We start from the raw sequence: 21,636 nt of genomic DNA, 5'->3' as shown, positions 1-21,636 counted from the left end.
GGCCTTATAGCCGATTCCGACGCGTCCCGCGTGGGGACGCGGGCCTTCCGCGAGAGCCACCCCGGCTGCGGCGGGCCCCGGCTTCAGGCGGATTGGCGCAGGCCGGCCCCACCGGCGTCGAGGCGTGCGACGGCCGCCAAATCCTGGGCCCGCGGCGCCGGCCGCCCGAGCAGGTAGCCCTGAACCTCGGTGCAGCCCTCCGAGATGACGAGGTCGAGATGGTCCTGCGTCTCGACCCCCTCGGCCACGGTCGTCACGCCGAGGCGGCGCCCGAGATCGGCCACGACCCCCACGATCGCGGCGCATTCCGGGCGCGTCACCGCATCCCGCACGAAGCTGCCGTCGATCTTGATCTTGTCGAACGGGAAGGCGCGCAGATGCGCCAGGGACGAGAAGCCGGTCCCGAAATCGTCGAGGGCGACCCGGACGCCGAGATCGCGGATCCGGCGCAGGTCGGCGAGGCAGTCGAGCTCGTCGTGCAGCAGGGCGCTCTCCGTCACCTCGATCTCGAGGCGGTCGGGGGAGAGGCCGCTGGCCACCAGCGCGCTGAGGACGTTCGGCGCCAAGGTCCCGTTGCCGAGCTGGCGCGCCGACACGTTGACGGCGACCCGGGCGCGGTTCTCCCAGGTCACGGCATCCGCGCAGGCCCGGTGCAGCACCCAGGTCCCGATCTCATCGATGAGGCCGCTCTCCTCGGCGGTCGGGATGAACTCGGCGGGCGAGATCCAGCCGCGCTTGGGATGGTGCCAGCGGATCAGGCCTTCCTGGGCAGTCACCTGGCGCGTCCGGACGTCGATGATCGGCTGGTAGAACAGGAACAGGCCCGTCTTCTCGTCGAGGGCATGGCGCAGCTTCATCTCGAGCCGCAGCTTCTCGCGCATGCGTTGCTCGAGATCAGGCGAGAACACCCGGTAGGTCCGCTTGCCGGCCGCCTTGGCGGCGTAGAGCGCCATGTCGGCCCGCGACAGCAGGGTCTCGGAATCGCCGCCGTGGAGGGGCGCCACCGCGATGCCGATGCTCGCCCCGACCTGGAGGCGCCGCTCGTCCTCGATGTGGAAAGGCGAGACCAGGGCCGCGACCAGGGTCTCGGCCAGGTCGCTCGCTCTCGCGACGGTGCCGCCCTCCAGCATGATCGCGAATTCGTCGCCGCCGAGCCGCGAGACCACGATGCCGGGACTGTCGCAATGGCTGCGCAGGCGGTCGGCCACCCGCTTGAGCAGGGCGTCGCCGACGAGATGCCCGTTCGAATCGTTGATGATCTTGAAGCCGTCGAGATCGATGAAGAGCAGGCCGACCTCCGCGCCCTCGCGCGCCAGGGCGGCACCGAGATTCTCCCGGAACGTGGTTCGGTTGGCGAGCCCGGTCAGCGTGTCGAAATGGGCGAGCTGCTGGATGCGCGCCTCGGCGGCGACCTGCTTGGTGATCACCGACCAGGTCAGCATCGGCCCGATATACTCGCCGCCGGTGCCGGTGACGGCCGAGACCTGCAAGTCCAGCACCTCGGGGCCGAGCTTGATCCGGGTGCGGTGGGGCAGGTTGGCCGGGTTGGCGAGCAGGCGGCGCTGATGGGCCGGGTTCTTGTGGAAGATGTCGATGGATTTGCCGATGAGTTCGGACGGCTTCACCGGCAGCAGGCCCTCGATCTGGCCGAGCGTGCGCTTCGAGGTGTCGTTCATGTAGGTGATGGTGTAGTCGACCGGGTCGACGGTCATCACCGCCACCGGCATCTCGTCGATCATGCGCAGGAGGCGGTACTCCTCCTCCTCCTTGGCCACCTCCGCGGTGGCGATCGCCCAGACCAGGAGCGCGCGGCTCGCGCGCCCGTTCGCCTCCGGCAGCGCATGGATGTGCAGGTCGAGCCACTCCTCGCCGAAGCGGATGCGCGCCTTGTGCGGCAACTGGGTCGGGTCGCCCAGGAGCGCGCGCTGGTGGCCGGGTACCTTGTGGAACACGTCGATCGACGTGCCCACGATGTTGTCCGGATCGATCCCGAGGGTGTCCCGGATGGAATGCAGCAGCCGGATCGAGCAGGCATTGGCGTAGTCGATGGTGAAGGTGCTGAGATCGCAGGTCATCGCCCCAACGGGTAGCGTCTCGAACATCCTCTCGAACGAGAGCGGGCCCGGCGGACCCTGCTCCGGTGCGGTGCGCGAGAGGTGCGGGCAGGACGCCATGATCTGCGCTTCTCCGGTTCGCCGCTCCGGCATGCAGGCAGGGCAGCGAGACGATCGCTGGAAAGCCGGGGCTGACCTCACCATGCAATCGGATCGTTAATGCCCGCTTAAGCCGAAATAGATCGACGCGGAAAAGCTAGTCAATTACTGCCACTTCCGGTTGTTTGCTGTGATCATTTCTTCTGAGTAGTAGGTTTAATGCGTTTCAACCTGCGATTTTCCGGGCCGTGATCCTGTGCGCGGGCGCCTCAGCCCCTTCCGTCCAGGCGGCTCGCCCTCGGGTCGCTCGCCATTCGGCCAAGCATGAGCGTGCCAAGGGGCCCCGGGCCTCCCGGCGTTTCGCCGTCTCGGTCTTCGCGTCTCTCGGTGTTGGGTCGGGTCCTGGCCGGGCGCCCGGGCTCAGCGCGGGGCCGGCAGGGCCGTGCGGTTGCCCGCCATGCCGTAGGCGGTCTTCGTCTCGGAGGCCGGCGCGTAGGTCTTGAGGCGGGCGGTCTCGCCCTCGAGGCGGCGGATCTCGCGGCGGCGCTCGCGCGCCTTGCGGCGAGTCTCGCCCTGGCCGAGCCAGGCACCGATGCCGCCGACTACGATGCCGAGGGCCACGGCCACGAACAGGATCGCGTAGAGCGGCAGGGTCAGGCTGAAGACGGGCGCTTCCGGCGAGAACGGATCGAAGGACAGGCGGACGGCGTCGCGGTTCGCCACCGCCAGCAGCACCACCAGGATGGCGACGGGCAGCAGAACCAGACCCTTGAGGAAGCGGATCATCGATCTCTCCGGAGGACGTTAATTCGACGCTGTCGCGTGGCTCTCGCCGATACCGGCCGCGTTCAGGCGCTGGCGCATCTCCTTGCCGGTCTTGAACACCGGGATGGCCTTCTCGGAGACGGCAACGGCCGCGCCCGTGCGCGGGTTGCGTCCCCGGCGCGCATCGCGACGCTTGACCGAGAAGGCGCCGAAGCCCCGCAGCTCGACCCGGTCGCCGCGGGCGAGCGCGTCGGCGATCGTGTCGAGGATCGCGTTCACCAGGGTCTCGACGTCGCGCTGGTAGAGGTGCGGATTCTGCTCGGCGATCTTCAGCACAAGCTCTGACTTGATCATGCGGTGGTCTTCTCGAATGTCGGTGTGGGAGGGCCGGGCTCCGGGGGCCCTTAGGGGGCCGGGCTCCGGGGCCCTCAGGGGGCCGGGGTCGCCGGGCTCGGCCGCCACAGGGCGAGCATGCCGCCGCGCGCGATCTCGCTCGTCTCGGCGCCGAGGGTGCGCAGGGTGCCGCCGAGTCCGTCGAGGCCGAGGAGGTCGGCGCCGAGGCCGAGAGCCGACCAGAGCTTGAAGCCGCCGCCGCTGGTCGGCTTCCAGTCGCGCACGGGCAGGTTCTTGGCCACCTTGCGCTCGTTCTCAAGCCACGCGACGGCCTGGCGCTCGCTGCCGAGCTCGTCGACGAGGCGCAGCGGCACGCTCTGGCGGCCGCTGAAGACGCGCCCGTCCGACACGGCGGCGAGCTGCTTGTCGTCCAGCTTGCGCCGGTCGGCCACGAGGCCCTTGAACCAGCCATAGGTGTCGCCGACCACAGCCGCCAGCGCCGCCCGCGCCTCGGGCGAGGTCGGGGTGAAGCCCGAGGGCTCGGCCTTGAGGGGCGAGGATTTCACCGATTCGACCTTGACCCCGACCTTGTCGAGGAGGCCCGAGACGTCCGGATACTGGAACAGCACGCCGATCGAGCCGACGAGCGACGTCTCACGCGCCACGATGTGATCGGCCGCGATCGCCGTGATGTAGGCGCCCGAGGCCGCCGTGCCGTCCACGAAGGCGACGATCGGCTTCTTCTCGGCAAGCGACCGCAGATTGCGGAACAGCTCCTCGGAGCCCGTGGTGGTGCCGCCGGGCGAGTTGATCGAGACGACGACGCCCTGGACGGCGGCGGATTCGCCGACCTGCTTCATCAGCTTGGCGGTCGATTCGCTGCCGGCGATGAAGCCGCCGATCGAGATGCGGGCGATCTGCGGCTGCACCGCGCCGAAGAGCGGCCCCTCGGTGCCGGCGCGGACGCGCAGGCCCACGGCGCCGGCCGCCACGACGAGGCCGCCGATGCCCAGCACCCGCCACAGGGAGAGCTTGCGGCGCAGGCGGCGTCGATCAATCAGAAGTTCGGCGTCAGCGGCCATGCGATGGTTCACTCCCTCGCGCTCCGGCTGGGGGCCGGGTCCTGTTCTCGCCTGCGGTCGCGGGTGCCCGTCCGCCTCCGGCGGCCGGCCCACGCACCCTCGTGTCCCACATCCCGGCCGAGTTTGCACCTGAGCTTCGGTGCAGACCAAGTCATTGGTTTGCTTACGGACTCGCGGATGCCCGGGGGCTCTCCCGCGTGCCGTGTTCTAGCCCTGCTGGAGGCGGACCGGCAAGGGGGCGCCCGCCGGTGCGACCCGGGAAAAGGACCGGCCGGAACGCGACGAGGCCCGCGCCGGGAATTCCGGCGCGGGCCTCGTCTCGCGTCTCGTGCGGACCTCGCCCGGCTCGGTGCCGGGCGAGGCGCGATCACGTTTACTTGTCGTCGCTGGTGCGGGCCTTCTTGAAGGCCGCGCCCAGGATGTCGCCGAGCGAGGCGCCCGAATCGGCGGAGCCGAACTGGGCCATCGCCTCCTTCTCCTCGGCCACTTCCAGGGCCTTGATGGAGAGCTGAACCCGGCGCGCCTTGCGGTCGAACTGGACCACGCGGGCGTCGAACTTCTCGCCGGCCGCGAAGCGCTCGGGGCGCTGGTCGCCGCGGTCGCGGGCGAGCTCGGCGCGGCGGATGAAGGTCGACAGGTCGGTGTCGATGATCTTCACCTCGATGCCCGAATCCTTGACCTCGGTCACCTCGCAGGTCACGACCTGACCCTTCTTGATCTCGCCGGCTTCCGCGAAGGGGTCGCCGCCGAGCTGCTTGATGCCGAGCGAGATGCGCTCCTTCTCGACGTCGACGTCGAGAACCTGGGCGCGCAGCATGTCACCCTTCTTGAACTCCTCGATGACCTGCTCGCCCGGACGGTTCCAGTCGAGGTCGGAGAGGTGCACCATGCCGTCGACGTCGCCGTCGAGGCCGATGAACAGGCCGAATTCGGTCTTGTTCTTGACCTCGCCCTCGACCTCGGAGCCGACCGGATGCTGCTCGGCGAAGGCCTCCCAGGGGTTCTGGAGGGTCTGCTTGAGGCCGAGCGAGATGCGGCGCTTGACCGGATCGACCTCGAGGATCTGCACCTCAACCTCCTGCGAGGTGGAGACGATCTTGCCCGGATGGACGTTCTTCTTCGTCCAGGACATCTCGGAGACGTGGATCAGGCCCTCGATCCCCGGCTCCAGCTCCACGAAGGCGCCGTAATCGGTGATGTTGGTGACGCGGCCCTTGAGCTTGGCGTCGACCGGGTAGCGCTGGGCGATGCCCTCCCACGGATCGGCGAGGAGCTGCTTGATGCCGAGCGAGATGCGGTGCGTCTCGTGGTTGATCTTGATGATCTTGACCTTGACCGTCTGGCCGATGGTCACGACCTCGGACGGGTGGTTCACGCGGCGCCACGCCATGTCGGTGACGTGCAGCAGGCCGTCGATGCCGCCGAGATCGACGAAGGCGCCGTACTCGGTGATGTTCTTGACGACGCCGTCGATGACCTGACCCTCTTCGAGGTTGGCCACGAGCTCGGAGCGCTGCTCGGCGCGGCTCTCCTCGAGGACGGTGCGGCGCGACACCACGATGTTGCCGCGGCGGCGATCCATCTTGAGGATCTGGAAGGGCTGCGGCGTGCCCAGCAGCGGCGTGACGTCGCGAACCGGGCGGATGTCGACCTGGGAGCGCGGCAGGAACGCCACGGCGCCGTCGAGGTCGACGGTGTAGCCGCCCTTGACCTGGTTGAAGATCGTGCCGGTGACGCGCTCATTGGCCTCGAAGGCCTTCTCGAGCTTGACCCAGCTCTCCTCGCGGCGCGCCTTGTCGCGCGAGATCACGGCCTCGCCGAGCGCATTCTCGATGCGGTCGACATAGACCTCGACCTCGTCGCCGACGGCGAGTTCGCCCTCGCGGCCGGGGCCGTTGAATTCCTTGAGGGCGACGCGTCCCTCGGTCTTGGCGCCGATGTCGATGACGGCAACGTCCTTCTCGATCGCGACGACGCGACCCTTGACGACGGAGCCCTCGGTGATCTCGTGGCTGAGGAAGGATTCCTCGAGCAGCGCCGCGAAATCCTCGCGGCTCGGTGCGCGCTGCATAGCGGTACCAGCAGTCATTCTGTCTCCTGAACGGCCTCGATTCCAGAGGCCTGCGACGGCGGCTCGTGTTGCGGGTTGCCCTCTCGCAATGCCGCCCGCGGACCGAAAAAAGCGGTCTGGGCGGGCTTCGCCTCCCCGCGGGGAGGGCCGACGCATTCTCTAAAGCAATGGTCGAGGGCGAGTCTTCCGGCGAGGCGCGGGCTGGGCACGAAGCCGTAAGCCTGAAGCGATTCCCTCCGGACGATCGGGCGTTCCTTATCCGATCGGCGGCAAAACGGCAACAGGGCGCCGCGCGGGGTGAATCCCCGGGCGGGCCGACCTCTGCGGCTCGTCGGTCCCCGTCAGGCGATGGCGGGCGCTCCGGCGTTGCGCAGCCAGATCGCGGAGGCGATCGCCAGGGGTTCGAGCGGCAGCACGACACGGCCGTGGCGGCGGCCCCAGAGCTGGAGCCCGTCGAACTCGACGGCCCGGATGCTGAGCCAGGACCCGAACGGGAAGGTCGCCTCCGTCCCCTCCCCCGGCCCGTAGCATTCCTCGAAGGCGAGGGGGTCGATCATGATCTGATCGTATTTCTGCAGGTGCTCGGCCATCGAGACCTTGGAGCGGAACAGCACCCGGTCCCGGTGGAAGGAGGAGAAGCAGGGCTCGAACTCGGTGAGCGTCACCCAGAGCTTGCCGCCGATGCGCAGATAGGGCGGATTCGGCCCCGCTTCCCCGAAATTCGCCGGGCTCCAGCCCGCCTCGATCATCAGCGAATCGGCCAGCGTGATCGGGTCGGGCGTCGCATCGGGGCTGGCGCCCGGGATGGTCCCGGAGCTCAGGACCGTTCCGGCCATCAGGCCGGGCGGTTCGAGCACGGTCTGAGGGTCGATGTCGGTGGCGGGAGAGGCCATCGGGCGTCCCTTCGTCTCGTCATCGCGGAAGAGTGTCGCGAATGGCACTATCGCGGATGTCGCGCCGCTTGGCGACCACCGTTCGCGCCGTCTACTCCCGATTTTCCGCCTCAACCGGAATCATGATTCCGGTTCGAGACTTATTCCTCGTCGTCCTCGTCGGGGCGGCGCATGCCCTTCAACTTGGCGAAGACCGAATCGGCGTCGAGCCGCTCCTCGCCTCGGCTGCCGTGGCGGTGCTCGTCCTGCTCCTCGGTCTCCGCCTCGGGGGCCGTCGAGACCTCGGCGGGCAGGAGCGAGGCGCCGGCATCGGTCGCCACCGCGGCGGGGCGGTCCTTGGCGGCGCGCTGCACCTCGAAATCGAGATCGATCTGCGTGCAAAGGCCGAGGGTCACCGGATCCATCGGCTGCAGCGAGCCCGAATTCCAGTGGGTGCGCTCGCGGATCTGCTGGATCGTCGACTTGGTGGTGCCGACCAGCCGGATGATCTGCGCGTCCTTGAGCTCGGGATGGTTGCGCAGCAGCCAGAGGATCGCGTTCGGGCGGTCCTGGCGGCGCGACAGGGGCGTATAGCGCGGGCCCTTGGTGGTGCGCTTGACCTCGGGCAGCTTCACCTTGGAGACCGCGACCTTGAGGCGGTAGTTCGGGGATTTCTGCGCCTTCTCGATCTCGTCGCGGGTGAGCTGGCCCGTGGTGATCGGGTCGAGGCCCTTGATGCCCGCCGCGACCTCGCCGTCGGCGATTCCCTTCACCTCGAGGGGGTGCAGCTTGCAGAAGTCGGCGATCTGCTCGAAGGCGAGCGAGGTATTCTCGACCAGCCACACGGCGGTCGCCTTCGGCATCAGCGGACCCTGGGACATGCGGGCAACTCCAACGAAGTGACGGGGGACGGGACCGAAGGGACACGCGGACGATGGCCCGCGGGCTCCGGCCCGCTGATCCGAGGGGCCGGAGCATCCCGTCTCACGCTGTAAAAGGGGAACGTCGTCTATATAGGTTCCAAGGGGTTCCGCGCAATCGCGTTTGCGGATCGGACGCGCTCCGGCGGGCGCGATCGCTGATCCTGCCAGGACCGGTCCTCATCCCGCCGGGGCGGACCCTGATCCCGCCAGGAAGGCCTGGACGATCTCGGAGAATTCGGGCGTGCGCAGGTAGCCGTAGGATTTGTGGTGGTTCGGCGTGCCGTCCGGGCGGCGATAGGCGTTGATCACCGGCACGTCGCGGGGCTTTGCCCCCCGGGCATTGACGGAAAATTCGTCGCCGAGCACCGCCGCCACGGTGGCGATGTCGGCCTTGTCGGTGAGGTTCGTCCAGGCGAGCGCGGTATCGGGCATGCGCACCGACCCGTGCTCGGCCGCGATCTCGGCCTGCACCTCGACGAGACCCAGCGGCGCGCCCATCGTGACGAAGTGATCGACCCGGAGATCCGGATCGGTGCGTTCCAGGATGCGCAGGCAATCGTAGGCGATGATCGAGCCCATGGAATGGGCGGCGAGCAGGATGCGATCCGCGCGGCGGCCGCGCAGGCACGCGAGGAGGCGCGCCCGCGCGGCGTCCCGGAAGGCGCTGTCCTGGTGGTAGTTCCAGAGATCGTCGAGGCGGTATTCGAGGATGACGTCGTCCAGCGGCGTCAGGCCGGTCACGTGTTCCAGCCATCCGAGCTTGTGGTAGAGGCGCCCGACCAGGCTGGTGCGGCCGGCCTCCTCCGGCGTGTAGCGCGGGAAGGCCTCGGCCTTCGCCGCTGGCCGGTAGGGTTCGAGGTTGCTGTCGGACCCGAGGGGCTCGGCGTAGCGCAGGCTCGCCCAATAGACGAAGTCGAAGGGAAAGGCGGCCGGAACCGAGGCGCAGTTGCGCTCGATGCCTTCCCGGATCGCGGCCAGCCACCACTTGGCCTTCTCCTCCTCGGGCGGCTTGTTGGCGAGCCCGTGGATGCCGATGACGACGTGTCCGCCCCCCATGATACCCGCCCCCGCGCGCAGGCAGACCGGCGCCACCGCTCCAAGGTGATCGATGGGCCGCTTGCCTCGAAGCGAAGATAGTGCCGGGCCGGGGCGCGCCCATCCGGCGCGACGGGCCGTCTCAGGGCCAGCGCGGCCGCCGGATCAGAGGGACGGCCGAGGCGCCTTCAGTCGAACAGGCTGGAGACGCTGGATTCGGTCGCCGTGCGCCCGATGGCCTCGCCGAGCAGCGGCGCGATCGAGGCGACGCGGATGTTGCGGGCGAGCTTGACCGCCTGTGTCGGCTGGATCGAGTCGGTGATGACGAGTTCCTTCATCCGCGAGGCCGCGATGCGCGAGACCGCGCCCCCCGACAGGACCCCGTGCGTGATGTAGGCCGAGACCTCCTTGGCGCCCGCGTTGAGCAGCGCCTCGGCGGCGTTCACCAGGGTGCCGCCCGAATCGACGATGTCGTCGACGAGGATGCAGGAGCGCCCCTCGACCTCGCCGATGATGTTCATCACCTCGGATTCGCCCGGCCGCTCGCGGCGCTTGTCGACGATGGCTAGGGAGGCATCGATGCGCTTGGCGATGGCGCGGGCCCGGACCACGCCGCCGACATCGGGGGAGACCACCAGGCGGTCCTGGACCGGCAGGCGCTCCTTGATGTCGCGCACCATCACGGGGGCGGCGAAGAGATTGTCGGTGGGAATGTCGAAGAAGCCCTGGATCTGGCCGGCATGGAGATCGAGGGTCAGCACCCGGTCGGCGCCCGCTTCCGTGATCAGGTTCGCCACGAGCTTGGCCGAGATCGGGGTGCGGCCCGAGGTGCGCCGGTCCTGCCGGGCATAGCCGAAATACGGGATCACCGCCGTGATGCGGCGCGCCGAGGAGCGCCGCGCCGCGTCGATCATGATCAGGAGTTCCATCAGGTGGTCGTTGGCCGGGAACGACGTCGATTGCACGATGAACACGTCCTCGCCGCGGACGTTCTCCTGCAGCTCGACGAAGATCTCCATATCGGCGAAGCGCCGCACCATGCACTTGGCGAGCGGCAATTCGAGATAGGCGGCGATGGCCTCGGCCAATGGCCGGCTCGCATTGCCGGCGATGATCTTGATCGAGGACTTCATGCCGGCACACTCACGTCGAGGATCTCGGGCCGAGAAACACTGAAATTACCTGAAAACAGCGCTGATCCGGCCGCCTGGAACGTCGGAACGACCGGTCGCGCTCTTATCAGCGCTGGGGAGGTGTCACAATGCCTTCATGGCGCCAGCAGGCCTGCTCTGCACAGAACCCGCCTGGCTGGGGATCCGACCGCGCGAGGCATCCCGCATCGCTCACGGCTCCAGCAGCCGGTGCAGGTGCACGATGAAGTAGCGCGTCTGCGCCTGGTCGACGGTAGCCTGGGCCTTGGACTTCCAGGCCGCCTGGGCGGAGGCGTAGTCGGGGAAGATGCCGACCACATCGAGGCCCGCAATGTCGCGGAAGCGGACGCCGTCGAGATTCTCGAGCTCGCCCCCGAAGACGAGGTGGAGCTTCTGCGTACTGTCGATCGTCGTGGTCATCGCATGTCCTGGCGGGAGACTGGGTGGGAAAGCTGGCGGAGAGCGTTGGCAAGGCTCAAAGCAGTGGGCTCGATCGTCACAGGATTGGAGGCCCGGCCCGCCGGGGCTCCTCATCCAAGGCAGGACTCGTGCCGCGCGGTCCGGTCGCAAACGGCGCCACGCCCGTCAAGCGGGCTCCGCGCAGACGGGGGGCGCGCCCGGAACGTGAATCCTTGCGCCATCGTCCCGGCCACTCCGCCCGTCCGTCGCCGGCACGGCGCCTCAGAACAGGCTGCCCTGGCGCGGGCCCGGAATCTCCTCCGCGAGGGCCTGCGACGTCGCGGCGGCCTTCCGGCCCCGGCCCGGCTCTCGCGCCGCGTCCTGCCCCGCCTCCCTCGTGAGCGTCCGGCGCGGTGCCCGCTTGGCCTTCGGAGCAGGCTCCTCCCCGCCTTCCGTCCCGGCATCCTCCGTCCGGATCCGGACGGTGCCGTCGGCAAGTTCGAGGTGCAGGCGCCGGCCGGGCGTGAGGCCCGCGACGCTGCGCAACGGCGCGCCGGCCTCGTCGCGGACCAGCGCGTAGCCGCGGGCGAGCACGGCCTTGTAGCCGAGGGAGCCGAGCAGGCGTCCGAGGGCCGCGAGGGTGTCGCCCCCGCGCTCGATCCGGTGGAGCATCGCCGTGCGGGGCCGGTGATCGATGGCGGCCAGGCGCGCCTTCGCGCGGGCGAGGCCGAGTTCCGGCGGATGCCGGCTCAGGCGCTCCAGCACCTGCCCGAACCGATCCCGGTACACGCGGGCATTGCCGGCCAGCGCCGGGATCAGCCGGGCCTCGGCGAGGTCGAGGCGCTGGCGCTTGGCGGCCAGGAACGCGTCGGCATTCGGCATGGCGCGCAGGAGCGCCCGCAGGTCGGTTCGCTCCCGGTCGAGCTTGCGCAGGATCGCCTCGCTTCGGCGCCGCCCCAGATCATCGACCTGCGCCATGAGGTCGGCCCGCACCGGCACCGCCATCTCGGCCGCGCCCGTCGGCGTCGGGGCGCGCCGGTCGGCGACGTGGTCGATCAGCGTGGTGTCGGTCTCGTGGCCCACCGCCGAGATCAGCGGGATGGTACTGGTGAAGGCGGCGCGCACCACCGCCTCCTCGTTGAAGGCCCAGAGGTCCTCGATCGAGCCGCCGCCCCGGGCGACGATGAGCACGTCCGGCCGCGGGATCGGGCCGCCGGGCGCGAGCGCGTTGAAGCCGCGGATCGCCGCCGCGACCTCGTCCGCCGCCCCCTCCCCCTGCACCCGCACGGGCCAGACCAGGACGTGGCGGGGAAAGCGGTCCTCCAGCCGGTGCAGGATGTCGCGAATCACCGCGCCGGTGGGCGAGGTGACGACGCCCACGACTCCCGGCAGGTAGGGGATTGGCCGCTTGGCCTCGGGGGCGAACAATCCTTCCGCCGCGAGAACGCGCTTGCGCTCCTCCAGCAGCGCCATCCAGGCACCGATGCCGGCGGGCTCCAGGCTCTCGATCACGATCTGGTAGGAGGACTTGCCCGCGAATGTCGTGATCTTGCCGGTGGCGACGACCTCCAGGCCTTCCTTCGGCTTCTGGCGCAGGCGGTTGAAGGTGCCCTTCCAGACCACCGCATCGATGCGGGCATTGCCGTCCTTCAGGGAGAAATAGGCGTGGCCGGAGCCGTGCTGGCCGCGATAGCCCGAGATCTCGCCGCGCAGGCGCACGTTCCCGAAGGCGTCCTCCAGCGTGCGGCGCAAGGCCGCCGCGAGGTCGCCGACCGACCATTCGGTCTCGTTCGTGGGCGGCGCTTGCGTCAGGGCGGCGAGGATGGACATGGGCGCAGAGGCTAGCGGCGGCGCGCCCGCCGGTCGAGGGCATGGCGGACACGGCCCGCGATCATCCCGAATGATTCGGCCTCGCCGACCCGAGCGGGACGGGGCGCGAAGACCCTCATTCCCGAAGGCCCTCATTCTCCAGGGCGAGCGCCCCCCTGCCCCGCCGCGCCGGCCCCGACGCGGCGGGGAGAAACCCGCGTTCCCGTGCACGAAGCGCGTCGGAGCCCAGAATCGTCCTTCCCTCGGAGCCTGTTTTTGAGGAAAACCCCCTCCCCATGAACATCCTTCTGATCGGCTCCGGCGGCCGTGAGCACGCGCTGGCCTACGCTCTCTCGAAGAGCCCGCTCTGCTCGCGCCTGTTCACCGCGCCGGGCAATCCCGGCACGCAGCGGCACGGGGAGAACCGGCCCGACCTCGCGGTCACGGACCACGCGGCCGTGCGGGCCTTCTGCGAGCAGAACGGCGTCGGCCTCGTGGTGGTCGGGCCCGAGGCGCCGCTGGTGGCGGGCCTCGTCGATGATCTGAGCGCGGCGGGCATTCGCGCCTTCGGGCCGACCCGGGCCGCGGCCCAGCTCGAAGGCTCGAAGGGCTTCACCAAGGACCTCTGCGCCGAGTACGGCATCCCCACCGCCGCCTTCGCGCGGTTCAGGGCCCTCGAGCCGGCCCTCGCCTACCTGCGGGAGAAGGGCGCCCCCATCGTGGTCAAGGCGGACGGGCTCGCGGCCGGCAAGGGCGTGACGGTGGCCGAGACCGCGGATCAGGCCGAGGCCGCGATCCGGGCCCTGTTCGCGGAGCCCGGCACCGAGATCGTGATCGAGGAATGCATGACCGGCGAAGAGGCGAGCTTCTTCGCCCTCTGCGACGGCACCCGCGCCATCGCGATCGGTACCGCCCAGGACCACAAGCGCGTCTTCGACGGCGACCGGGGCCCGAATACCGGCGGCATGGGCGCCTACTCGCCCGCCACCATCGTGACGCCGGCGATCGCCCGAACCGTGATGGACACGATCATCGCGCCGACGCTCCGGGGCATGCGGGCGCGGGGGATGCCCTTCACCGGCATCCTCTATGCCGGGCTGATGCTGACCGAGGCGGGGCCGAAGCTCATCGAGTACAATACCCGCTTCGGCGACCCGGAGGCCCAGGTGCTGATGCCGCGCCTCGCCTCGGACCTCGTCCCCGCCCTGCTCTCGGCCTGCGACGGGGACCTCTCGGGCGTCTCCCTCGAATTCGACGAGCACCGGGCGGCCCTGACGGTGGTGATGGCGGCGGCGGGCTATCCCGGGACGGTGGTGCGCGGCTCGACGATCCGGGGCGTCGCGGAGGCGGAGGCGAGCGACGCGGTCTTCGTGTTCCAAGCCGGCACCCGGTCGGAGGGCGACAAGCTCCTGGCCGATGGCGGAAGGGTGCTCGCCGTCACGGCACTCGGCGACAGCGTGATGGAGGCCCAGGCACGCGCCTACGCGGCGATCGCCCGGATCGACTGGCCGGAGGGCTTCTGCCGCCGCGACATCGGCCGGCGCGCCGTGGCCCGCGAGGTGGCGGGCGGGGGAATCTGAGCAGTCCTCAGGACGATTGCGACGCGCATGCGCCGGGCGTCCTGCTCGTCTCCCGCATGCGCACGCCGAACAGCCGGTTGCGCGCCAAGCGCGTGTCAGCGCCTCGAAGCGGCCTCAGCTGGCGCGGTGCTCTCATCGCATGCGCTCAGCATCGGGGGCCGTCGCTACGAGCGTCGTTGGACAACCGGAGAGTCGCGCCTTAGCATAAGTTAAGTTGATTCGAAGAAATCGAGGTTGGAACAGGATTGAGGGCGCCAGGGCTGCAAAGGCCGGCCGTCATGTGGCCGCCGGGCTTCGCGCCGATACTTCGGCTGGCGCGAAGACCCACTCGAATGCTGGGGATCGACTTGCGGTGAGGAATCGCAGGGATCGACGCCAGCCGACCTCACCGCCAGCGCGTGACGGAAATCGAATCGCGTCGAGTCCGGTTCGCGCTCCGGTTGGAGGTTACGATCATGAATCTGCAACCGGACTTCGGGCAGAGGGACTTCTCCTCGCGCGGGTTCCTGCGCCTCCTCGAGACCTTCCGGTTGACCGGAAACTGGGGCTGGACCTTCGGCACGAACGAGCATGTCTGGTCGCCCGGCTTCTATCGCCTGCTGGGCCTGGAGCCCGGCGCAGTGCGGCCGAGCTACGATCTGTTCGTCGCCCTGATGCATCCCGAGGACCGCTACCGGATCCAGACCGCCGAGCAGGTCACGGCGGGCGGTCTCCTGCAGGAATGCAATGTCCGGGTGATCCGCCCGGACGGCAGCATCCGCGTCCTCTGGAGCCGGGGCGAGGTGCTCGTCACGCCGGAGGGACGCCCCAGGGCGGCGAGCGGCGTCATCCTCGATGTCACCGACCGGGAGCTTCTCGCCCGTGCGCGGGACATCGAGCGGCGGTGGCGCCTGGCCGTGTTCGAGCAGACTCGCCTCATCCAGTTCACCTCCCAGGCGAGCGGCGCCCCGTTGGTTCCGACCGAGCTCTGCACGCTGACCGGACTCCCGCGAGAGGAGATCGAGGCGGATCACTTCGCAACGGTTGCACAGCAGGAGCGCGAGGCGTCGCGCTCCCAGATCACCGAGCAGCTCATGGCCGGGCAGCCCATTCACGTGAGGACGCTCACGAGGCTGAAGGATCAGCCGCCCGAACGTTTCCACGGCATCGGCGTCCCCATTCGCGACAGGAGCGCGGCGATCCTCGAATGGGCCATCATCACCTATCCGGCAGGCGGCCCCTGCGCGATCTCGGATCTCGCGCGCGAGGGCCTGGAGCAGGCCGTGCAGGGCCATCATCTGCGCGCGGCGCGCGCCCTCCTCGATTGGTCGATGCTCGAACTCGCGACGGCCAGCGGCCTGTCCTTCTCGACGATCCGGCGCCTGGAAGACGGGGAAGAGAAGCGAGCGTCACGCTCCCGCCACACGGCCATCGCCGCCCTGCGGACGGCCGGCATCCGCTTCATGTTCCTCGATGACAACACGATCGCGGTCGCGCGACGATAGGCTCGTCGCGAGGCCGAGCGCCGAACCGCGACAGGGACGACCGCGTGGGCTGGTGTTCCGGCTCCGGCATTCGGGCCGCCGCGGCGTGGCACCCAGAGCGCACCCGTTCGGGAAAGCGCGGCCGGGTACCGGCGCTTACCATCCATTCACCCTGTTCCGGTTGAATCCTGTCCGACCGCCGCGCCCGATCGTGCGGGGTCTTGGAAAGCCGAATCACGAGAGCCGTTCGATGACGCACGCTTTGGCCCAGCTCTTCCTGACGATCGCCTCCGTGATGGGCGGCGTCCTGTTCCTCGACGCCTTCGACGGGCCGGCCCGCCGCATGGCCAGGCGCGTGGCCGGCTTTTCCAAGGGGCTCTCGGGCAAGTAGCCTGATCGGAGCGGCCGCCCGGGGCCGGCCCTCAGGCCGCCTCGGGGCGCAGCTCCGCGGTCAGGATCGCGGCGACCTCGCCGGCCGGGACGGGCGGGCTGAACAGGAAGCCCTGCATCTCCCGGCAGCCCTCGGCGCGCACCGCCGCGAGCTGCGCCTCGGTCTCGATCCCCTCCACCAGGGTGGTGATGCCGAGACTGGTGCCGAGGCTCACCAGCGCCCGGATGATCGCGGCCGCATCCGGCGTCAGGCCGGCGTCGCGCACGAAGGAGCGATCGATCTTGATCTTGTCGAAGGGGAAGCGGCGCAGGTAGCTCAGGCTCGAATAGCCGGTACCGAAATCGTCCATGGCGATGCGGATGCCGGTGCTCCGCAGCAGGTGCAGCGTCTCGAGATTCGCCTCGGTGTCGTCGAGGAGCACGCTCTCGGTGATCTCGATCTCGAGGCGCCCGGGCGGGAGGCCCGCCGCGGCCAGGGCCAGGAACACGCTCTGCGCGAAGCCCCGGTGGCGCAACTGCACCGCCGAGACGTTCACGGCCACGCTCACGCTGCCCGGCCAGGCCGCCGCGTCGCGGCAGGCCTGGTTGAGCACCCACTCGCCGATTGGAACGATGAGGCCGGTCTCCTCCGCGACGGTGATGAAGCTCTCGGGGCTGACGAGGCCCCGGTCCGCGTGCTGCCAGCGCAGCAGCGCCTCGACCCCCGTCACGGCGCCGCTGCGGAGATCGACCAGGGGTTGGTAATGCAGCGCGAACGCGTCCTGCTGCAGCGCGTCGCGGAGCTCCCGCTCCAGCAGGCGGCGCGCCCGCGCGCTGTCATCCATGGCGGGCTCGAACAGGCAGGCCCGGCCGCGTCCCTCGCCCTTGGCGTGGTAGAGCGCCGTGTCGGCGTTGCGCAGCAGGCTCTCGACGTCGTCGCAGCCCGGCCCCGCCAGGGCGATGCCGACGCTCATGCCGATCTCGACCGTGACGTCCCCGAGTTCGTAGGGAGGGCTCACCACCGCGATGAGGCGCTGGGCCAGGATGCAGGCGCCGTTCTCGTCGGTGATCCGGTGCAGCACCGCGAACTCGTCGCCTCCGAGCCGCGCCACCAGGTCGCCGCCCCGCACATTCGCGCAGAGGCGCTCCGCGACGGCGCGCAGCAAGGCGTCGCCGGTGCCGTGGCCGTGGCTGTCGTTGACGGTGCTCGCGCAAGGCGGTCCGGTTGGGCAGGTCGGTGAGCGCGTCGTGGCGGGCCATGTGGGCGATCCGCGCCTCGTTGCGGCGGCGCTCGGTAATGTCCTCGAAGGTCGAGACCCAGCCGCCGCCCTCCAGCGGCCGGTAGCAGACGGCGAGGATGCGCCCGTCCGCGAGCTCCCGGTGGATCGGGCCGGGCTCGTCGGCGAGCAGCGCGAGGCGCGTCCCCTCGCACAGGCTGTCGACCGTAACTTCGCGCCGGTAACAGCCGCGCGCCACCAGCATCGCGCAGATCTCCCGCTGAACCGTGCCGAAGGTCAGCGCCTCGGCGGGCAATCCGAAAATCTCGCGGTAGCGGTGATTGCAGACGACGAGGCGGGCCTCGGCGTCGAACATGCACAATCCCTGCGTCATGTTGCTGAGCGCGGCCTCGAAGCGCTGGTTCTGTGCGACGAGGCGGGCATTCGAGGCTTGCAGTTCCGCGAGCGCCGCGGCCAGCGCCTCGCGGGCGTCCTGCTCGCCGCTCACGTCGGTGCCGACGCCGCGATAGCCGAGATAGGTCCCGTCCGGGGCAAAGCGCGGCCTGCCGCTCACCCGGAACCAGCGGGTGCCCCCGTCGGGATGGGCATACGGGTAGGTGAAGTCGCGAAACTCCTGCCGCCGCAGCAGGGCCTCGCGGTAGGGCGCCCAGAACTCGGTGTCGCGCAGGTTCGTCGCGATGGCGTCGCGCGGGTGTCCGACGAGCTCGGTGGCGGCGCGGCCGAGGAACCGCTCGACGCTCTGGCTCAGATAGGTGAAGCGCCCGTTCGCGTCGATCTCCCAGAACCAGTCGGAGGCGACCTGCGCGAAGTCTTCGAGGAGGTGAGCTGGCATCGAACCACCGGCAAGATCTGGTGCATCCTGCGGGGTATGTCTTAAGATTTGCTGCTGCGGTCGGTGTGCTGGTGTTCGCGCATGCGCCATTGGCGAGATCCATCATCCGCGGGGGCGATGATTGTCCAGCCGCCGCATCCAGGCGTCGGAGTGCTTGGGCGGCGCTCAGGGGCGGCTTTCCTTGGCTCGGGCTTGCATCGGGGCCGGCTCTTCGCGCCGCGCCCCCGGCCGGGTAGGGTCGCCCAGGCGGATCGAGGGAGTGGACGGCATGGCCGACCTGCAGACGGACCTGTTTCCGGGCTTCGAGGCCCTGTGGATCGACGGCCCTGGGGGCCGCGCCTTTGCCCGCGCGGGCGGGCCGAAGGACGGACCGCCCCTGTTGCTGCTCCACGGCTTCCCGCAGACCCACGCCATGTGGCACCGCCTCGCCCCGGACCTCGCGCGCACGCACCGGGTGATCTGCCTGGACCTCAAGGGCTATGGCTGGTCCGACGCGCCCGCCGGCGATGCCGGCCACGCGGCCTACGCGAAGCGGACCCAGGGCCGTGAGATCGTCGCCCTGATGGAGCGGATCGGGCACGTCCACTTCGCGATCTGTGGGCATGACCGCGGTGCCCGGGTGGCCTATCGCCTCGCCCTCGACGAGCCCGGCCGGGTGGCGCGCCTCGCCCTCCTCGACATCGTGCCGACCCTGATCCAGTGGGAGCGGATCGAGGCGCATCCGGGCATGAACGCGCATTGGCCGTTCCTCGCCGGGCCGGCACCCGAGCCCGAGACCGCGATCGGCCGCGGGCCCGACGCCTATTTCGAGGAACTCCTGCGCGCGTGGACGAAGGCGCACGACCTCTCGGTGTTCGCGCCCGCTGCCCTCGCGCTCTATCGACAGTCCTGGAATGTGCCCGAGCGCATCCACGCCATGTGCGAGGATTATCGGGCCGGGGCGGGGCCGGACCGGGCGGCGGACGCGGCCGACCTCGCGGCGGGCCGCACCCTCGCGATGCCGACCCTGCTCCTCACCAGCGACGCCTATCTTGAGCACGTCAAGCCCGAGACCGGGCTCGCGGCATGGCGGCGGACCTTCGCGCCGGACATCACCGGGTCGGTGATCGCCTCCGGCCATTTCCTGGCCGAGGAGAACCCGGAGGCGACGCGCGCCGCGCTCGCGCCGTTCCTGGCGGGCTGAGATCTCAGAAGCGCTCGACCCAGGGGCGCAGCGCGATCTCGGAGGCCCAGGCGCTGCGGTCCTGGCCGAGCAGGTCGCCGTAGGCCCGCGCGATGGCGTTCGGGTCGAGGGTGCTGTCGGGCGAATCCGCCGGCTCGCCGCCGCGCGCCGGGTTCCGGATGGCGCCGTCGAGGACGACATGCGCCACGTGGATGCCCTGCGGCTGCAACTCGCGCGACAGGCTCTGGGCGAGGCCGCGCAGGCCGAACTTGCCCATGGCGAAGGGAGCCGATCCCGCGAACCCCTTCACGCTCGCCGAGGCGCCGGTGAACAGGATCGCCCCGTGGCGTGCCGGCAGCATCCGCCGGGCCGCCGCCTGGGCCACCAGGAATCCCCCATAGGCCGTGACCATCAGGGCCTGTGCCACCGCCTCCGGGTCGAGGTCCACGAACGCGCCGCGCAGGCGCCCGCTGGCATTGTAGACCACCACGTCCGGGTGGCCGCCGAGGGCCGGCTCCAGCCGGGCGAACAGGGCCTCGACCTCGCCGGGCCGGCTCGCGTCGCAGGCGTGGACGGCCGCTCCGGTCTCGGCTGCGAGGTCGGCGAGCTTGTCGACATCGCGGGCAGCGAGCCCGACCCGCATCCCCCGCCCGGCGAAGAGGCGGGCCAGTGAGGCGCTGAGGCCCGACCCGCTGCCGACGATCAGGGCGCGCTCGTAATGGGGGACCATGGCTCGTCTCCTCGCCTCGTCTCAGGGACCGGCCAACCCGCAACGCGCGGGCCCGGCGCCGGTTCGGCGCGCTGGATTTGACCGGATGTTCTCAGAATCCAGTTCGGATCATGCTCTCAAGTCCTTCGTACTGCGAAGAAATCCCGCAACAGGGCCGCGGCCTCTGCCTCGCGGAAGCCGCCATAGACGTCCGGCGCATGGTGGCAGGTCGGCTGGTTGAACACGCGCGGCCCGTGCTCGACGCCGCCGCCCTTCGGGTCGGGCGCCGCGAAGTAGAGACGGCGGATGCGCGCGAACGCGATGGCGCCCGCGCACATCGGGCAGGGCTCCAGCGTGACGTAGAGGTCGCAATCGACGAGGCGCTCGTCCCCGATCGCGGCGCAGGCCGCCCGGATCGCCAGGATCTCCGCATGCGCGGTCGGGTCGTTCAGGGCGCGGGGCCGGTTATGGGCGACGGCCAGCACCCGCCCCCCTCGCACCACGGCCGCTCCAACGGGGACCTCCCCCTCGGCCGCCGCCCGGCGGGCGGCCGCGAAGGCGAGGCTGAGGGGGTCGGCATCGGTTGGAATCGGGGTCGGCACGGCCCCGGTTCTAGCCCCCGCCCCTTGATCCGGGAAGCGTCCGAACGCCCGCGATGCGCCCGGGCCGGTATGTTAATCGGCGGAACATTGGCTCGGCGGGGCCGTTCTGCCCCCGAGGCGCACGATCCACAGCCTGAAGTTGAGGAGACACCGATGAGCAGCACCACGGACAAGCTCAAGGGCGCGGCCAACGAGGCGATCGGCAACGTCAAGCAGGGGGTCGGAAAGGCCACCGACAACGACAAGCTCCAGGCCGAAGGCAAGGCGCAGGAACTGAAGGGCGATGCCCAGCGTACCATGGGAGACGCCAAGGACGGCGTGAAGGACGTCGCCGACGCCGCGAAGAAGAAGCTCTGAGCCGCCTCATCGTCGCGGAACCGATGGCCAAGCGTGGCCGTTGAGCGGCATCATCGAAGTTACGGAGGACACCATGATCGGTTGGGCAGTCACTTTCCTCGTCGTCGCGGTCATCGCCGCGCTGCTCGGGTTCGGCGGCATCGCCGGCACCGCCATGGAGGCGGCCAAGATCGTCTTCTTCGTCGCCATCGCGCTGTTCCTCATCTCGGCCGTGTTCGGCGTGATGCGCGGCCGCTCGCCGCGGCTCTGACGCGAGGCTCGAAAAGCCGTATCGAAGGACCCGCGTCGTCGGGTCCTGACCAAGAAGGCGGCCTCCGGGCCGCCTTTTTTCGGTTGTCCTGCGCGGGATCAGGCCCCGGGACGTCTCGCGCCCGGCAACCCGCTCTGTTATGGGGCTGGCATGAACGACAATCCGAACGACGACGCCCGCGAGCCTGCCGAGGCCCGCGAGCCCAAGACCTCATCCAAGACGCCGCGCGCCAAAGCCAACCCTGCGGCCAAGCCCAAGGCCGCAGCCAAGGCTGAGCCGAAGGCCGCGTCCAAGCCCAAGGCTGCGTCCGGGCCCAAGGCCAAGGGCGCGCCGGAGGCCGAGCCCGCCGCGAAGGCTGCGCCCAAGAAGGCCGCGCCCAAGAAGGCCAAGGCGAAAGCGGAGCCCGTAAGCGAGTCCGAGCCGGAGGCGGCCAAGGCCGGAGCGAAGGCCGGCGCCAAGGCGACCAAGGCAGCCGAATCCG

At 70.1% G+C, this 21,636-nt stretch carries 20 protein-coding genes and 1 pseudogene; 6 read left to right on the top strand and 15 right to left on the bottom strand.

The features are described 5' to 3' along the window. Positions 1 to 83: 83 nt before the first annotated feature. From F6X53_RS05720 to xseA, 11 genes are all read right to left on the bottom strand, one after another. Positions 84 to 2,174 carry a putative bifunctional diguanylate cyclase/phosphodiesterase gene (locus tag F6X53_RS05720; RefSeq protein ID WP_210386376.1) on the bottom strand — a complete coding sequence of 697 codons (2,091 nt, stop codon included), beginning with the start codon at positions 2,172 to 2,174 and terminating at the stop codon, positions 84 to 86. A 399-nt stretch (positions 2,175 to 2,573) separates the two neighbouring features. Then, entirely contained in the window at positions 2,574 to 2,939 is a 366-nt protein-coding gene (locus F6X53_RS05715) for a lipopolysaccharide assembly protein LapA domain-containing protein (protein ID WP_150998057.1), read from the bottom strand. Positions 2,940 to 2,957: 18 nt separating this feature from the next. Next, entirely contained in the window at positions 2,958 to 3,290 is a 333-nt protein-coding gene (gene ihfB, locus F6X53_RS05710) for an integration host factor subunit beta (RefSeq protein ID WP_280526002.1), read from the bottom strand. Positions 3,291 to 3,346: 56 nt separating this feature from the next. Continuing rightward, the gene (gene sppA / locus F6X53_RS05705) at positions 3,347 to 4,333 is read right to left on the bottom strand and encodes a signal peptide peptidase SppA (protein WP_150998053.1); all 987 of its coding nucleotides are present in this window, start codon (positions 4,331 to 4,333) and stop codon (positions 3,347 to 3,349) included. A 373-nt stretch (positions 4,334 to 4,706) separates the two neighbouring features. Further along, positions 4,707 to 6,422, bottom strand: a complete 1,716-nt coding sequence (gene rpsA / locus F6X53_RS05700; RefSeq protein ID WP_150998051.1) for a 30S ribosomal protein S1 — start codon at positions 6,420 to 6,422, stop codon at positions 4,707 to 4,709. A 323-nt stretch (positions 6,423 to 6,745) separates the two neighbouring features. Next, a complete protein-coding gene (locus F6X53_RS05695) occupies positions 6,746 to 7,240 on the bottom strand; it encodes a hypothetical protein (RefSeq protein ID WP_306426592.1) in 495 nt (164 codons plus the stop codon). A gap of 197 nt (positions 7,241 to 7,437) precedes the next feature. Next, positions 7,438 to 8,157 carry a DUF1013 domain-containing protein gene (locus tag F6X53_RS05690; protein WP_150998049.1) on the bottom strand — a complete coding sequence of 240 codons (720 nt, stop codon included), beginning with the start codon at positions 8,155 to 8,157 and terminating at the stop codon, positions 7,438 to 7,440. 219 nt (positions 8,158 to 8,376) lie between these two features. Then, positions 8,377 to 9,255, bottom strand: a complete 879-nt coding sequence (locus F6X53_RS05685) for a lipase family protein (protein WP_150998047.1) — start codon at positions 9,253 to 9,255, stop codon at positions 8,377 to 8,379. Between the two features lie 167 nt (positions 9,256 to 9,422). Then, positions 9,423 to 10,367 (bottom strand): ribose-phosphate pyrophosphokinase, encoded by a 945-nt coding sequence (locus F6X53_RS05680; RefSeq protein WP_150964073.1) that lies wholly within the window; start codon positions 10,365 to 10,367, stop codon positions 9,423 to 9,425. Between the two features lie 210 nt (positions 10,368 to 10,577). Beyond that, a complete protein-coding gene (locus F6X53_RS05675) occupies positions 10,578 to 10,805 on the bottom strand; it encodes a DUF4170 domain-containing protein (RefSeq protein WP_150998045.1) in 228 nt (75 codons plus the stop codon). 261 nt (positions 10,806 to 11,066) lie between these two features. Further along, positions 11,067 to 12,614, bottom strand: a complete 1,548-nt coding sequence (gene xseA, locus F6X53_RS05670) for an exodeoxyribonuclease VII large subunit (protein ID WP_150998043.1) — start codon at positions 12,612 to 12,614, stop codon at positions 11,067 to 11,069. Between the two features lie 275 nt (positions 12,615 to 12,889). On the opposite strand from xseA, the gene purD reads away from it, so the two are divergent. The 3 genes from purD (at position 12,890) to F6X53_RS32195 (ending at position 16,027) form a co-directional block, all read left to right on the top strand. Beyond that, positions 12,890 to 14,173 (top strand): phosphoribosylamine--glycine ligase, encoded by a 1,284-nt coding sequence (purD, locus tag F6X53_RS05665; RefSeq protein ID WP_150998041.1) that lies wholly within the window; start codon positions 12,890 to 12,892, stop codon positions 14,171 to 14,173. Between the two features lie 455 nt (positions 14,174 to 14,628). Further along, entirely contained in the window at positions 14,629 to 15,657 is a 1,029-nt protein-coding gene (locus F6X53_RS05660) for a PAS domain-containing protein (protein ID WP_150998039.1), read from the top strand. A gap of 229 nt (positions 15,658 to 15,886) precedes the next feature. Beyond that, on the top strand, positions 15,887 to 16,027 hold the full coding sequence (locus F6X53_RS32195) for a hypothetical protein (protein WP_191970715.1): 141 nt from the start codon (positions 15,887 to 15,889) through the stop codon (positions 16,025 to 16,027). A gap of 31 nt (positions 16,028 to 16,058) precedes the next feature. Here the strand turns inward: F6X53_RS32195 and F6X53_RS33090 are convergent, their stop codons facing one another. Beyond that, a complete protein-coding gene (locus tag F6X53_RS33090) occupies positions 16,059 to 17,171 on the bottom strand; it encodes a putative bifunctional diguanylate cyclase/phosphodiesterase (protein ID WP_238296618.1) in 1,113 nt (370 codons plus the stop codon). Positions 17,172 to 17,340: 169 nt separating this feature from the next. Continuing rightward, positions 17,341 to 18,075 (bottom strand): annotated as a pseudogene (locus tag F6X53_RS33085) (PAS-domain containing protein); the annotation flags it as partial. Between the two features lie 268 nt (positions 18,076 to 18,343). Between F6X53_RS33085 and F6X53_RS05650 the strand changes: the two are divergent. Further along, the gene (locus F6X53_RS05650; protein WP_150998037.1) at positions 18,344 to 19,258 is read left to right on the top strand and encodes an alpha/beta fold hydrolase; all 915 of its coding nucleotides are present in this window, start codon (positions 18,344 to 18,346) and stop codon (positions 19,256 to 19,258) included. Between the two features lie 4 nt (positions 19,259 to 19,262). Here the strand turns inward: F6X53_RS05650 and F6X53_RS05645 are convergent, their stop codons facing one another. Together F6X53_RS05645 and F6X53_RS05640 are read right to left on the bottom strand one after the other, a co-directional pair. Continuing rightward, complete coding sequence (locus F6X53_RS05645) at positions 19,263 to 19,967, bottom strand: SDR family oxidoreductase (protein ID WP_150998035.1); 705 nt, start codon at positions 19,965 to 19,967, stop codon at positions 19,263 to 19,265. Between the two features lie 116 nt (positions 19,968 to 20,083). Next, a complete protein-coding gene (locus F6X53_RS05640; protein ID WP_150998033.1) occupies positions 20,084 to 20,548 on the bottom strand; it encodes a nucleoside deaminase in 465 nt (154 codons plus the stop codon). 153 nt (positions 20,549 to 20,701) lie between these two features. On the opposite strand from F6X53_RS05640, the gene F6X53_RS05635 reads away from it, so the two are divergent. Together F6X53_RS05635 and F6X53_RS05630 are read left to right on the top strand one after the other, a co-directional pair. Next, on the top strand, positions 20,702 to 20,905 hold the full coding sequence (locus tag F6X53_RS05635; RefSeq protein WP_150998031.1) for a CsbD family protein: 204 nt from the start codon (positions 20,702 to 20,704) through the stop codon (positions 20,903 to 20,905). Between the two features lie 73 nt (positions 20,906 to 20,978). Then, positions 20,979 to 21,155, top strand: a complete 177-nt coding sequence (locus tag F6X53_RS05630; protein ID WP_109895258.1) for a DUF1328 domain-containing protein — start codon at positions 20,979 to 20,981, stop codon at positions 21,153 to 21,155. The last annotated feature ends 481 nt before the right edge of the window (positions 21,156 to 21,636 follow it).

Origin of the sequence: Methylobacterium soli (genome assembly GCF_008806385.1) — a bacterium.
GTDB lineage: Bacteria > Pseudomonadota > Alphaproteobacteria > Rhizobiales > Beijerinckiaceae > Methylobacterium > Methylobacterium soli.
This window is presented reverse-complemented; position numbering and strand designations above follow the sequence as displayed.

What these genes read in the sequence shown, in the direction of transcription:
- F6X53_RS05660 (WP_150998039.1), top strand. Translation starts at nt 14,629, where the DNA reads ATGAATCTGCAACCGGACTTCGGGCAGAGGGACTTCTCCTCGCGCGGG.
- xseA (WP_150998043.1), bottom strand. Translation starts at nt 12,614, where the DNA reads ATGTCCATCCTCGCCGCCCTGACGCAAGCGCCGCCCACGAACGAGACC.
- F6X53_RS05675 (WP_150998045.1), bottom strand. Translation starts at nt 10,805, where the DNA reads ATGACCACGACGATCGACAGTACGCAGAAGCTCCACCTCGTCTTCGGG.
- F6X53_RS05695 (WP_306426592.1), bottom strand. Translation starts at nt 7,240, where the DNA reads ATGGCCGGAACGGTCCTGAGCTCCGGGACCATCCCGGGCGCCAGCCCC.
- F6X53_RS05650 (WP_150998037.1), top strand. Translation starts at nt 18,344, where the DNA reads ATGGCCGACCTGCAGACGGACCTGTTTCCGGGCTTCGAGGCCCTGTGG.
- F6X53_RS05630 (WP_109895258.1), top strand. Translation starts at nt 20,979, where the DNA reads ATGATCGGTTGGGCAGTCACTTTCCTCGTCGTCGCGGTCATCGCCGCG.
- F6X53_RS05685 (WP_150998047.1), bottom strand. Translation starts at nt 9,255, where the DNA reads ATGGGGGGCGGACACGTCGTCATCGGCATCCACGGGCTCGCCAACAAG.
- F6X53_RS05720 (WP_210386376.1), bottom strand. Translation starts at nt 2,174, where the DNA reads ATGGCGTCCTGCCCGCACCTCTCGCGCACCGCACCGGAGCAGGGTCCG.
- F6X53_RS32195 (WP_191970715.1), top strand. Translation starts at nt 15,887, where the DNA reads ATGACGCACGCTTTGGCCCAGCTCTTCCTGACGATCGCCTCCGTGATG.
- F6X53_RS05635 (WP_150998031.1), top strand. Translation starts at nt 20,702, where the DNA reads ATGAGCAGCACCACGGACAAGCTCAAGGGCGCGGCCAACGAGGCGATC.
- F6X53_RS05645 (WP_150998035.1), bottom strand. Translation starts at nt 19,967, where the DNA reads ATGGTCCCCCATTACGAGCGCGCCCTGATCGTCGGCAGCGGGTCGGGC.
- F6X53_RS05680 (WP_150964073.1), bottom strand. Translation starts at nt 10,367, where the DNA reads ATGAAGTCCTCGATCAAGATCATCGCCGGCAATGCGAGCCGGCCATTG.
- F6X53_RS05715 (WP_150998057.1), bottom strand. Translation starts at nt 2,939, where the DNA reads ATGATCCGCTTCCTCAAGGGTCTGGTTCTGCTGCCCGTCGCCATCCTG.
- sppA (WP_150998053.1), bottom strand. Translation starts at nt 4,333, where the DNA reads ATGGCCGCTGACGCCGAACTTCTGATTGATCGACGCCGCCTGCGCCGC.
- F6X53_RS05690 (WP_150998049.1), bottom strand. Translation starts at nt 8,157, where the DNA reads ATGTCCCAGGGTCCGCTGATGCCGAAGGCGACCGCCGTGTGGCTGGTC.
- purD (WP_150998041.1), top strand. Translation starts at nt 12,890, where the DNA reads ATGAACATCCTTCTGATCGGCTCCGGCGGCCGTGAGCACGCGCTGGCC.
- rpsA (WP_150998051.1), bottom strand. Translation starts at nt 6,422, where the DNA reads ATGACTGCTGGTACCGCTATGCAGCGCGCACCGAGCCGCGAGGATTTC.